The following is an 11,522-nucleotide window of genomic DNA, read 5'->3' as shown; positions in this document are numbered from 1 at the left end:
ACAGCAACCTGTTTCTTTCTGGCTCGGGGACTGTTGGAAAATTCCAGTACTTGAATCTTGTTTATTAAGTCAGTGTTGCAGAAATCATCAAAGACAGGGAAAGCAAAAAAACTGAAACAAGCGAGGAAAATGTCAGGATAAAAGGGGGCGTCGTTTTAGCTGGCTCATTTGCAGACCAATCCGGTGCAATCGAAGCGCCGACAGCTCCTGGAGACAGAGGGGCGCTCATTGACTTACTCCGTTCTTAATGAGTTATTACCGGCACTGCAAGGCACTTCGCCACCATGGACTCACGGTCTTAATTGACAGGTCAGGAGGTTACCGGGCTGCCTGATTGTTGTTAAATAATTTCCCCATGATCCCTGAAGCAGAGTCGAAAGGAAGAGGCACTTAATTGAAAAAAGGCCTGAAGTTTCAGGCCTGCTTCAGAGGGGAAGAGTTAATCCTGCTGATGACCACGCCACATCTGGTAATTATTCATCAACAGCGATTTACCCATCAGGTGTGCTGCAACGGGGGCGGTCATCAGGATGAAGGCGATAATCCCGACGGCCCGGGAACTGACGGAAACCCCCTGAAAGTGCAGGGCCACAGCCACCATAATTAAACCAATCCCGATGGTGCCTGCCTTGGTGGATGAGTGCATGCGAATGTAAGCATCCGGCATCCGTAAAATACCCAGCGCAGAGAAAAAGCTGAACAGTACCCCGACAATTAAACAGCTGGCGACTACCCAATCCATCATGATTTTTCTCCTGAACTTAAACCCGAATCAGCGCGAGACTGACCCAGTGGCACGCGCATCATAAAGCGGGCAAAGGCAATGGTGCTGAGAAACGCCACCAGTGCCAGAGTGATGGCAATATCCATAAACGCGGTGGCGTTGCTGTAAATGGTGAATACACCAATAAAGCCGATGGTGATAAAGGCGATGAGATCCAGGGCGATCACCCGGTCCGCCAGCGAAGGGCCTTTGCACAGTCGGATAAATGCCAGGGCCAGGCTGGCTAACAAACCGACAAAGGCGAAATGAGTGGCAAAATCCATAATGTCAGTCACGGGTCACCTCCAGAATACGACGCTCCAATGATGTTTTGATATCGTCGATCACCGATTGTTCGTTCTTGCTGAACATGGCATGTATGATCAAATACCGGCGATCTTCACTGACATCCAGCGTCAGTGACCCCGGCGTAAGCGACACCATATTGGCCAATAACATAATCTCCATGTCAGATTCAACCGCCAGCGGCACTTTGATAATGGCCGGATGGCTCAGGTGGGTGGGGGTGATGACATCCCACACCACTTGCAGACTGCTGGTCAGCAGTTTGTACAGTAACACCGCCAGTAGCTTCAGGGCTGCCAGGAACTTGCGGCCGTAGTGAGGTTTATTGCGGAAGGGTTCGGTCAGCAACAGCGCAAAAAAACCGACCACAAAACCAATGGTAAAGTCGATGCTGCCATAGTCGCCGTTCAGCAGCATCCAGCCAAACGCTAACAGGATGTTTAACAAAAACAGGTTCATGGTTGCGTTCCTCCAGCGGGTGCAGAAGGTATGGTGAGCGTTGAGTAGGCCGTGCTGTCGCTGCCAAGCACCGCATTAATGTAAGGCTGTGGATTGAGCAGGTTGGTCGCAGAGACTTCTGCCAGCTGATAAATGGGTTCGACCAGCAAACCGATCAGAATGGTCAGCACCGCCAGTGCCGCAATAGGAACGATATACAGGCAGTTTTCCATCCGCGTCAGGGGGATCGGTGCAGCAGCGTTGTCCGGAAGTGGTTTCCAGAACGCTTCGGCCCAGATTTTGGTCATTGAGTAAATGGTCATCAGGCCAACAAACAGGGCGGTGGCCGCCAGCAGATAGGCGTCAGTTTGCAGGCTTGCCTTGATCACCAGAAACTTGCCCCAGAATCCGGACAGCGGTGGAAAGCCCGCCAGAGAGAACGCCGGAATCAGAAACAGCAGGGCCAGCCACGGCATGCTTCGATAAGCGCCACCCAGCTCACGCAGGTTATCACTGCCCTGTCTGCGCTGCAGGAAGCCGCCGATCAGGAACAAGTTGGCCTTAACAATAATGTGGTGGATGATGTAGAAAATCGCACCGGTAATGGCCAGCGGTGTATAGATGGCCAGTCCCATCAGCATATAGCCAATCTGACTGATAATATGAAACGACAGAATACGTTTGATATGGAATTGACTGGCCGCCCCAAGAACGCCGGTTAGCATGGTCAGGCCGGCAATCACAATCAGCAATGGCTGGTAGCCGCTATCGACCAGGTCAAACACAATGGTGAAAACGCGGATCAACGCATAAACACCCACTTTGGTCAGCAGTGCGGCATACAGGGCAACGATGGCGCTGGGCAGATGATGATAGGACGCTGGCAGCCAGGAGAAGACCGGGAACGCCGATGCCTTGATGGCAAAGCCAAACAGAAACAACCCGGAGATCAGCATCATGGTGGTGTCCGGCAGTAACGGGACTTTGGCGTGCAGGTCGGCCATATTCAAAGTGCCGGTAGCGCCATACAACAGCCCGATGGCCAACAGGAAAACCATGGTGGAGATCAGGTTGAGCACCACGTATTTAACCGCCGCATCCACCTGCTGTTTATTGGCATTGAGCACCATCAGGCCAAATGAGGTAATGAGCATGACCTCAAAAAACACATAAAGATTGAAAATATCGCCGGTTAAAAAGCTGCCCATCACACCGGCCAGCAGGGCATGAATCAAACTGTGATAGATCCCATAGAACGGTTTGCTGCGCAAATCGGTGGTGCTGTAGAGCACAATCGCGACACCGATTATGGCGGTAATCAGCACCATGCTGGCTGATAGCAGGTCAGCGACAAAGACAATGCCGAAGGGAGCTTGCCAATCACCAAAGGCGGTTACCTGCAGGCCTTGCGAAATGACCTGCTGGATCAGCAACAGGGCGATACACAGGTTGGCGAGAGCACCGGACCAGCTGATCACCGATGACAGGGCGCGGGCGCGAAAGCTGAAAGCGCAGGCCGTAGCGGTCAGCAGCGGAATAAAAACAGGCATAACCAGTAGCCAATGGGTCATTGCTCTGTCTCCGCATGTTGCATTTTGTCCATATCAGCAGTGCCAAATTCTTTAATGGCGCGATAGGCCAGTAATAAGGTGAACAATAACAGACCGAAACCGATCACAATGGCGGTCAGAATCAGCGCCTGTGGCAGCGGGTTGGCGTAACCGGCGGCCGGGAGCAGGGCGTCACTGGCAATCAGCGGGGGATTGCCCCGGGTTAAGCGGCCAGCGACAAAAATGGCCAGGTTGATGGCGTTACTGACCAGAATCATACCGAACAGAAAGCGCACGATATGACGCTCCAGCATCAGGAAAACGCCGCAGGCCGTCATCAGGCCGACGACCAGACACCAGAGAAACTCCATTAACTTAACTCCTCTTCAACATTGAGCAGGATCATCAGTACCGATCCGATGACGGCCAGGTAAACGCCGACGTCAAATAATAGTGGGCTGCCGATTTTGCCCAGCCACAGGCCAGAGAGAAAAGGCTGCCCGAAAAACAGGGGCAGCAGACCGGCGAACAGTGCTATTAGCACTCCAGAGCCAGCAAAAGCGGGCGGTGGATAGATCAGTCGCTCGCGCACATAGTCAGGGGTTTCAGCCAGCATTAACAGGGCAAAGGCAATCACGGCTATGAGGCCGGCAATAAACCCGCCGCCGGGATTGTTATGGCCACGCAACAGCAGGTAAACAGAAAACACCAGCATCAGCACCGTGACGATATGGGCGCTGGTACGAAAGATAATCGATGACATTAACGGGGCTCCTTGGGGGGTTCAGAGACCATCTGGTTAATCCGCTTGCCAGCCAGTATCGCGATGGTCGCCAGTGCGGCGATCACCACTACAACGGCTTCTCCGAGGGTGTCAAACGCACGGAAATCCACCAGGATAACATTGACGATATTGCGCCCTTTGCCACCGCTGACGCTGGTCTGGGCATAGAACTCGGAGATTGCCTGATTCATGGGTTCGGCAGTAATAATCCACAGAGCCAGGGTGATGCTGATCCCGATGCCTGCGGCAACGCAGGCGTGCACCAGGCGGCGAACCGCTGAATGCCGGGGAACCGTGTTGGCCGCAGATAGGTGGCGTAACACGATGGCGATAAAGACCACGAGCAGGGTCTCTACCAGTAACTGCGTTTTGGCCACATCCGGAGCGCTATACACCAGGAAAACCAGTGTGGTCAGAAAGCCAATGGTACCCAGTGCGGCCACCGCCAATAGCAGGGTACGGGCCTTGACCACCACCACGGCGGCGATGACCAGAAACACGGCGAGGAAGATATCGTAGTACTTCAGATCCCAATCAATCGGTGGCAGGGGGTGTATCTGCCAGAGTACGGTGCTGAGAAAAGCCAGTAACACCAGGAAAAACTGCAGGCTGTATTGGGTTAGCTGACCGTGCTGTAACAGACGGGTTTGCCAGTTTGCCAGTTTGACCACGGCATCCAGCAGGTACTGATAAACAGCAGGGCCGGATGGTAGCCCAGACATAAGCTGGTCGAGCCGTGGCTTCAGGCGTGGATAGCCGACATAGAGCAAGATACCCAGTAAAAGCGTGAGTGCACTTAACAGCAGCGGCAGGTTTAACCCTTCCCAGAGCTTCACCGTTTTCACCTGAGGGGTAGACAGCATCACCTCAGCAGCCGGATCAATCACCAGCCCCTGATACCAGTTCAGCAGTGCCAGCGGCACAATGATCGACAGCAGTGCCAGCACGATGGGCGGCAACCAGAGCAGTTGATTATGTTCAACGGCTTTCATCGGTGCAGCCTTGGCATGATGGGGCCGTAAAAAGGGTTTGATCACGATCAGCAGTGCCAACGCCACCATAATGGCATTGGCCAGCAGCATAGTACCGGAAAGTAGCCAGCCAAATTCCAGTCCTGCTTTATAGAGGTACTCCTTGGACAGGAAACCAAACGACGGTGGCAGACCCGCCTTGGACGCAGCGGTCACCAAAGCGGCAGTAAAGCTGATGGCCAGCACCGCACGCAGGCCCGCCAGTTCATGGTATTCCCGGGTGCCGGTGGCCTTATCGATATTGCCGACCACCATAAACAGTCCGGCCTTATAAAAGGAGTGTGCGGCAATCAACAGTAACGCGGCAGTGATGGCATAGCTGCTGCCGATGCCGATCAGCATCACCAGCTGGCCAAGAATCACATTGGTACTGAAGGCAAGCATCAGCTTTAAGTCGGTCTGGCGGTAAGCCTGTAGGGCGCACCACAGTGCCGTAAAGGCACCGGCACTGCACAGCAGGGTAAACCATAACGTGCTGTCACCGTACACCGGCAGCAGTCGTGCCAGCAGGTAAACACCGGCTTTGACCATGGTGGACGAGTGCAGATAGGCACTGACGGGGGTTGGTGCGGCCATGGCACCGGGCAACCAGAAATGAAAGGGAAACTGTGCCGATTTGGTGAAGGCTCCCAGCAGAATAAGCAACAGTGATGGCGTAAACCACGGGTGCTGAGACAGCGAAGCCCCCTGGGTGATGATGGCACTGAGACTGTAGGTACCCGCCATTTCGCCCAGTATAATCAGGCCCGCCAGCATTGCCAGGCCGCCGCTGCCGGTGACCAGCATGGCTTGCAGGGCGTTCTTGCGGGATTTTTCCTGTTCATGGTTAAAGCCAATCAGCAGATAGGAGGTGAGGGTGGTTAATTCCCAGAATACGAACAGCAACAGCAGGTTATCAGCCAGTACCAGACCCAGCATGGCCAGCATAAACAGGGTCAGATACAGGTGAAACGCACCGCGGCCTTTATAGGGTTTCATATAAGCGATGGCATAGAGCTGGACCAGAAACCCGACGCCACTGATTAAACTGGCAAACAGGACACTGAGGCCATCAAGGCGGAGTGAAAAATCGATGCCTAGCGACGGAATCCAGGGCCAATACAGCAGAGACTCCGGTGGTTTATAGCTGGCGCTGATCAGCAGAAAAATCCCGAGCGGCAGCAGTGCGCAGAACGCCAACCAGAGTTTAAGTGTTGGATTATGCATGAAATAAGGCCGTAAATATCGTTTTAATGGGAAAGCCGTGATTAAGGTGGGACATTATAATGGCACTTTCGCTTTACTATATAGACAAAAGTTATGTCACCTATAAGGGCAGTGTTTGCAAAGTGGCATTGGAGTGATCTGTTCTTCATTAATAGTTTTTAACTATGATTGTGAAGATATAACGAATGAATAATGATCAGGGATGATAAGGCTTGTGACTTTTCGAAAGCAGTAAGAGATTTGAGATCAGGACAAATGTCTAAAGGGTTCTTCGGTGTAACAAAAAGAAAAGCTCTGGCGGCTTTTTCAGACACAGAAAGTCAGTTGGCAGTCAGAATCATTAAAAATCCGTGGGGACAAATGCTTGATCTTTTAGCAAAATAACAATTTGAGAGTAATGGATTGTGAACTGTACCAAGCCTGCCTTCAGATAGTCCCTATTCAATCAATCCCCCCCGGCCATGTATCATGCCCGCCTGATAAAATGACCCTCTGCTCTTCCATATAACAAAAACTTGTTTGAAAGCTTGTGTTGACAGCAAGTTTTGTGGTTAGTAGAATTTTGCGTCCTTTTGTCTAGGTGACATAGTTCATCAGACTTTGTTCTTTATAGATGCCATGGTTAGAACAAAATGAGCCAACAATCAAAGCAGTCCTCACAGGCGCAGCAAATTCGTATTCGCCTGAAGGCTTTTGACCATCGCCTGATTGACCAGTCTACGCAGGAAATCGTTGATACTGCAAAAAGAACTGGTGCGCAGGTTCGTGGTCCAATCCCTCTGCCAACACGAAAAGAACGCTTTACTGTACTGATTTCTCCACACGTCAACAAAGACGCCCGTGACCAGTATGAAATCCGTACCCACAAGCGTCTTCTCGACATTATCGAGCCCACCGAAAAAACTGTAGACGCACTCATGAAACTGGATCTGGCAGCCGGTGTCGAAGTGCAGATCAGTCTCGGTTAATGAGGCCATGGGCTCTCCATCAAAGTGTGCACACTTTTGTGTAACAGCTCTGAAGTGAGCGGCCATAGTGGGTGATAGCCCCGTACACGAGAGAGGTTGAAATGACTATTGGATTAGTCGGCAAGAAACGCGGTATGACCCGTGTTTTCACCGAAGACGGTGTTTCCATACCGGTTACCGTAATTGAGGTAGATCCAAACCGCGTTACCCAGGTGAAAACCCTGGAAACCGACGGATATACTGCAATTCAGGTAACTTCCGGAAGCAAGAAAAGCAGCCGTCTGAGCAAGCCGGAAGCTGGCCACTTCGCCAAAGCAGGCGTTGAAGCTGGTTCTGGTCTCTGGGAATTCCGTATCGACGCTGACGCTGAATATAAAGCGGGCGACGTTATCGGTGTAGACCTGTTTGAGCAAGGTCAGAAAGTAGATGTTACCGGTCAGTCCAAGGGTAAGGGCTTCCAGGGTGCTATCAAGCGCTGGAACTTCCGTATGCAGGACGCGACCCACGGTAACTCTCTGTCTCACCGTGCACCTGGCTCTATCGGCCAGTGTCAGACTCCTGGTCGTGTCTTCAAAGGCAAGAAAATGGCTGGACATATGGGCGCTGAAAACGTGACCGTACAGTCCCTGGAACTCGTTCGCGTTGATAGCGAGCGTAACCTGCTGCTGGTCAAAGGCGCAGTACCCGGTGCAGCCGGTGCTGACGTTATTGTTCGTCCAGCAGTTAAAGCACGTGCTCACGCCTGAGGGGATTAGACGATGGAACTGAAGGTAAACGGTGCAGATGCCGTTCAGGTCTCAGACGTGACTTTTGGCACTGAATTCAACGAAACCCTGGTTCACCAGGCGGTTGTTGCATTCATGGCCGGTGCGCGTCAAGGCACCAGAGCTCAGAAAAACCGCAGCGACGTAAGTGGCGGTGGTCGTAAGCCCTGGCGTCAAAAAGGTTCCGGTCGTGCACGCGCCGGTACTATCCGCAGCCCACTGTGGCGCGGGGGCGGCAAGACATTTGCTGCCAAACCACAGAATCACGCTCAAAAGCTGAACAAGAAGATGTATCGCGCAGCGCTGCGTTCCATCTTGTCCGAGCTGGTTCGTCAAGAGCGTCTTATTGTGGTTGAGCAGTTCGCTGTTGAATCACCAAAGACCAAACTGGTTGTAGCCAAGCTGAATGAACTGAACGCTAACGGCGCGTTGATCGTTGCTGATGAAGTGGATCAGAACATTTATCTGGCCGCTCGCAACATTCCTCACGTGGATGTTCGTGACGTTCAGGGTATTGATCCGGTTAGCCTGGTTGCTCACGACAAAGTCGTGATGACCGTGTCTGCCATCAAGAAGTTCGAGGAGATGCTGGGATGAACCAGGAACGTATTTTCAAAGTTCTGCTTGGTCCGCACATTTCCGAGAAGGCCACTGTCGTTGCTGAAGAGCACAATCAGTACGTCTTCAAGGTAGCCAGGGACGCAACCAAGCTCGAAATCAAAAAAGCTGTTGAGCAGCTGTTTGAAGTCAGCGTTAAAGCTGTCAGGACTGCCGTTGTTAAGGGCAAGACCAAGCGTACTCGTTTCGGTATGGGCCAGCGCTCAGACTGGAAAAAGGCGTACGTCAGCCTGGAGCAAGGTCAGGAAATTGACTTCGCGGACGCGGAATAAGGAGCTAGAGAATGGCAGTAATCAAATGCAAGCCGACTTCTCCAGGTCGCCGCTTCGTTGTCAAGGTAGTTAACCCTGACCTCCACAAGGGCCGCCCTTACGCGCCCCTGGTGGAAAAGAAAGGCAAAACTGGTGGTCGCAACAATGCTGGTCGTATCACTACCCGTCATCGCGGGGGTGGTCACAAGCAGCACTACCGTATCGTAGACTTTCGTCGCAACAAGGACGGCATTCCAGCTGTTGTTGAGCGTCTGGAATACGATCCAAACCGTACTGCGCACATCGCCCTGTTGAAATACATGGACGGTGAGCGTCGTTACATTATCGCGCCTAAAGGTGTGAAAGCCGGTGATGAGCTGTTCTCCGGTGTTGATGCCCCGATCAAAGCTGGTAATACTCTGCCTCTGCGCAATATTCCACAGGGTTCCATCGTACACTGTGTAGAAATGAAGCCTGGTAAGGGCGCTCAGATGATTCGCAGTGCTGGTGCTTCTGCCCAGCTGGTCGCTCGTGACGGTGCTTACGTTACCCTGCGTCTGCGTTCCGGTGAAATGCGTAAAGTATTGGCTGACTGTCGCGCCACTCTGGGCGAAGTCTCTAACAGTGAGCACAACCTGCGCTCTCTGGGTAAAGCGGGTGCTAAGCGCTGGCGTGGTGTGCGTCCGACCGTTCGTGGTGTTGCCATGAACCCGGTAGATCACCCACATGGTGGTGGTGAAGGTCGTACTTCCGGTGGTCGTCATCCTGTGACGCCATGGGGTGTTCCGACCAAGGGTCGCAAGACTCGTTCCAACAAGCGTACGGACAAAATGATCGTACGTCGTCGCAGCGCGAAGTAAGCCTAGAGAGAGGATACGATAGTGCCACGTTCATTGAAAAAAGGCCCATTTATCGACCTTCACCTGCTGAAGAAAGTCGAAGAAGCGGCTGAAAGCGGCAACAAGCGTCCGATCAAGACCTGGTCTCGCCGCTCCATGATTATCCCAACCATGGTTGGTCTGACTCTGGCTGTGCACAACGGTCGTCAGCACGTTCCTGTCTTCGTTACCGAAGATATGGTTGGCCACAAGCTGGGTGAGTTTGCTGCAACCCGTACTTATCGCGGTCACGCAGCAGACAAGAAGGCCAAGAAGCGCTAAGAGGGTATAGAAATGAAAGAAGTTGCTGCTATGCATAAAGGCGCTCGCATTTCTGCCCAGAAAGCGCGTCTGGTCGCTGACCAGATCCGCGGCAAGGCAGTTGGCGACGCCCTGGATCTCCTGAGCTACAGCCCGAAAAAAGCTGCGGTTCTGGTTAAGAAAGTGCTTGAGTCTGCTATTGCAAACGCTGAGCACAATGACGGCATGGACATCGATGAGCTGAAAGTCTCTACTGTCTTCGTTGACGAAGGCATGACTATGAAGCGCATTCGTCCACGTGCCAAGGGTCGTGCTGATCGCATTCTGAAGCGGTCTTGCCATATTACGGTTAAGGTTGCAGAGGTCTAAGGAGCGGTCAGATGGGTCAGAAAGTACATCCTAATGGAATTCGCCTGGGCATCGTTAAGCCCCACCGTTCAGTCTGGTTTGCAGATGGCAGCGATTACGCTGACAAACTGAATGCTGACCTGGCGGTGCGCAGTTTCATTGAAGAGAAGCTGAAAAACGCTTCTGTAAGCCATGTTGAAATCCAGCGTCCAGCGCAAAGCGCCCGCGTAACCATTCACACTGCCCGTCCGGGTATCGTGATTGGCAAGAAGGGTGAAGACGTTGAGAAGCTGCGTCAGGCGGTGTCCAAAATGATGGGCGTGCCTGTGCACATCAACATTGAAGAAATCCGCAAGCCTGAACTGAATGCCATGCTGGTGGCTCAGAGCATCGCTGGTCAGCTGGAGCGTCGTGTGATGTTCCGTCGTGCCATGAAGCGCTCTGTCCAGAACGCCATGCGTCTGGGTGCCAAGGGTATCAAGGTTCAACTGAGTGGCCGTCTTGGCGGTGCTGAAATCGCGCGTACTGAATGGTACCGCGAAGGTCGTGTGCCACTGCACACCCTGCGTGCTGACATCGATTATGCACATTATGAAGCACTGACCACCTACGGTATTCTGGGTGTCAAGGTCTGGATCTTTAAGGGTGAGGTTATCGGTGGCATGGCACCCACTGTTGAGCCTTCCAAAGATAAAGAACAGCCAGCTCGTCGCCCTAAGAAGCGTCAGGCTAAGAGTTAAGGAGCGCGGAAATGTTACAGCCCAAGCGTACGAAATTTCGTAAGCAGCAAAAAGGCCGCAATCGTGGTCTGGCACTCCGCGGCTCCAAGGTTAGCTTCGGCGAATACGCATTGAAAGCAATCGGTCGTGGACGTATAACAGCTCGCCAGATTGAGGCGGCTCGTCGTGCCATGACCCGTCACATTAAACGTGGCGGTAAAATCTGGATCCGCGTCTTCCCTGACAAGCCGATCACCGGTAAGCCTCTTGAGGTGCGTCAGGGTAAAGGTAAGGGTAACGTGGAATACTGGGTGTGCCAGATTCAACCAGGCCGCGTTCTCTATGAGATGGAAGGTGTGTCCGAAGAGCTGGCTCGTGAAGCCTTCGCTCTTGCAGCAGCCAAGCTGCCGCTGGAAACTGCCTTCGTTAAGCGGAGCGTAATGTGATGAAAGCTGCTGAACTGCGTGAAAAGTCTGTAGAGGAGCTCAATACTGAGCTGCTCTCTCTGCTGCGGGATCAGTTTAACTTCCGTATGCAGAAAGCTACTGGCCAGCTGGGTCAGAGCCATCTGCTGAAGCAGGTTAAGCGCGACATCGCTCGTGTGAAAACCATCCTGAACCAAAAGGCAGGAGCATAA

Annotated in this window: 17 protein-coding genes and 1 pseudogene; 11 read left to right on the top strand and 7 right to left on the bottom strand. The window is 52.7% G+C overall.

Annotation, left to right across the window (positions count from 1 at the left end; all coding sequences use genetic code 11):
• Nucleotides 1-64: 64 nt before the first annotated feature.
• The 7 genes and pseudogenes from J7439_RS11510 to mbhE all read right to left on the bottom strand — a co-directional run bounded on the left by J7439_RS11510 (nucleotide 65) and on the right by mbhE (nucleotide 5,979).
• Nucleotides 65-229: a hypothetical protein gene (locus J7439_RS11510; RefSeq protein WP_209201937.1), complete on the bottom strand. Its 165-nt coding sequence runs from the start codon at nucleotides 227-229 to the stop codon at nucleotides 65-67.
• Nucleotides 230-439: 210 nt separating this feature from the next.
• Nucleotides 440-742, bottom strand: a complete 303-nt coding sequence (mnhG, locus tag J7439_RS11505; protein ID WP_209201981.1) for a monovalent cation/H(+) antiporter subunit G — start codon at nucleotides 740-742, stop codon at nucleotides 440-442.
• Nucleotides 742-1,047, bottom strand: coding sequence for a cation:proton antiporter (locus J7439_RS11500; protein WP_209201980.1), 306 nt, complete (start codon nucleotides 1,045-1,047; stop codon nucleotides 742-744). The genes mnhG and J7439_RS11500 overlap by 1 nt, the downstream gene beginning before the upstream one ends.
• A 4-nt stretch (nucleotides 1,048-1,051) precedes the next feature.
• Nucleotides 1,052-1,528: a Na+/H+ antiporter subunit E gene (locus J7439_RS11495; protein WP_209201936.1), complete on the bottom strand. Its 477-nt coding sequence runs from the start codon at nucleotides 1,526-1,528 to the stop codon at nucleotides 1,052-1,054.
• Nucleotides 1,525-3,078 carry a proton-conducting transporter transmembrane domain-containing protein gene (locus J7439_RS11490; RefSeq protein WP_209201935.1) on the bottom strand — a complete coding sequence of 518 codons (1,554 nt, stop codon included), beginning with the start codon at nucleotides 3,076-3,078 and terminating at the stop codon, nucleotides 1,525-1,527. The genes J7439_RS11495 and J7439_RS11490 overlap by 4 nt, the downstream gene beginning before the upstream one ends.
• Entirely contained in the window at nucleotides 3,075-3,428 is a 354-nt protein-coding gene (locus J7439_RS11485) for a Na+/H+ antiporter subunit C (RefSeq protein ID WP_209201934.1), read from the bottom strand. The genes J7439_RS11490 and J7439_RS11485 overlap by 4 nt, the downstream gene beginning before the upstream one ends.
• A pseudogene (mbhE, locus tag J7439_RS11475) lies at nucleotides 3,428-5,979 on the bottom strand (hydrogen gas-evolving membrane-bound hydrogenase subunit E). The gene J7439_RS11485 and the pseudogene mbhE overlap by 1 nt, the downstream one beginning before the upstream one ends.
• Nucleotides 5,980-6,270: 291 nt before the next feature.
• Here mbhE and J7439_RS11470 point away from each other — a divergent pair.
• The 11 genes from J7439_RS11470 (at nucleotide 6,271) to rpmC (ending at nucleotide 11,522) form a co-directional block, all read left to right on the top strand.
• Complete coding sequence (locus J7439_RS11470; RefSeq protein ID WP_209201931.1) at nucleotides 6,271-6,462, top strand: hypothetical protein; 192 nt, start codon at nucleotides 6,271-6,273, stop codon at nucleotides 6,460-6,462.
• A 248-nt stretch (nucleotides 6,463-6,710) separates the two neighbouring features.
• The gene (gene rpsJ / locus J7439_RS11465) at nucleotides 6,711-7,046 is read left to right on the top strand and encodes a 30S ribosomal protein S10 (RefSeq protein WP_066014867.1); all 336 of its coding nucleotides are present in this window, start codon (nucleotides 6,711-6,713) and stop codon (nucleotides 7,044-7,046) included.
• Nucleotides 7,047-7,147: 101 nt separating this feature from the next.
• Nucleotides 7,148-7,792 (top strand): 50S ribosomal protein L3, encoded by a 645-nt coding sequence (rplC, locus tag J7439_RS11460; RefSeq protein ID WP_209201930.1) that lies wholly within the window; start codon nucleotides 7,148-7,150, stop codon nucleotides 7,790-7,792.
• Nucleotides 7,793-7,804: 12 nt separating this feature from the next.
• Nucleotides 7,805-8,407 (top strand): 50S ribosomal protein L4, encoded by a 603-nt coding sequence (rplD, locus tag J7439_RS11455; RefSeq protein WP_101746641.1) that lies wholly within the window; start codon nucleotides 7,805-7,807, stop codon nucleotides 8,405-8,407.
• A complete protein-coding gene (rplW, locus tag J7439_RS11450; RefSeq protein WP_101746640.1) occupies nucleotides 8,404-8,700 on the top strand; it encodes a 50S ribosomal protein L23 in 297 nt (98 codons plus the stop codon). Before rplD ends, rplW begins: the two co-directional genes overlap by 4 nt.
• Nucleotides 8,701-8,711: 11 nt before the next feature.
• The gene (gene rplB / locus J7439_RS11445) at nucleotides 8,712-9,539 is read left to right on the top strand and encodes a 50S ribosomal protein L2 (RefSeq protein WP_101746639.1); all 828 of its coding nucleotides are present in this window, start codon (nucleotides 8,712-8,714) and stop codon (nucleotides 9,537-9,539) included.
• Nucleotides 9,540-9,560: 21 nt separating this feature from the next.
• The gene (rpsS, locus tag J7439_RS11440) at nucleotides 9,561-9,839 is read left to right on the top strand and encodes a 30S ribosomal protein S19 (RefSeq protein ID WP_066014871.1); all 279 of its coding nucleotides are present in this window, start codon (nucleotides 9,561-9,563) and stop codon (nucleotides 9,837-9,839) included.
• Nucleotides 9,840-9,851: 12 nt separating this feature from the next.
• Nucleotides 9,852-10,187 carry a 50S ribosomal protein L22 gene (rplV, locus tag J7439_RS11435; RefSeq protein ID WP_209201929.1) on the top strand — a complete coding sequence of 112 codons (336 nt, stop codon included), beginning with the start codon at nucleotides 9,852-9,854 and terminating at the stop codon, nucleotides 10,185-10,187.
• 11 nt (nucleotides 10,188-10,198) lie between these two features.
• Entirely contained in the window at nucleotides 10,199-10,906 is a 708-nt protein-coding gene (gene rpsC / locus J7439_RS11430; RefSeq protein WP_101746638.1) for a 30S ribosomal protein S3, read from the top strand.
• 11 nt (nucleotides 10,907-10,917) lie between these two features.
• Entirely contained in the window at nucleotides 10,918-11,331 is a 414-nt protein-coding gene (rplP, locus tag J7439_RS11425; protein ID WP_020582409.1) for a 50S ribosomal protein L16, read from the top strand.
• Nucleotides 11,331-11,522, top strand: coding sequence for a 50S ribosomal protein L29 (gene rpmC, locus J7439_RS11420; protein WP_020582408.1), 192 nt, complete (start codon nucleotides 11,331-11,333; stop codon nucleotides 11,520-11,522). Before rplP ends, rpmC begins: the two co-directional genes overlap by 1 nt.

This window comes from Salinisphaera sp. G21_0 (genome assembly GCF_017744115.1).
GTDB lineage: Bacteria > Pseudomonadota > Gammaproteobacteria > Pseudomonadales > Endozoicomonadaceae > Endozoicomonas.
The sequence above is the reverse complement of the archived record's forward strand: the minus strand, read 5'-3'. Positions and strand labels throughout refer to the sequence as shown.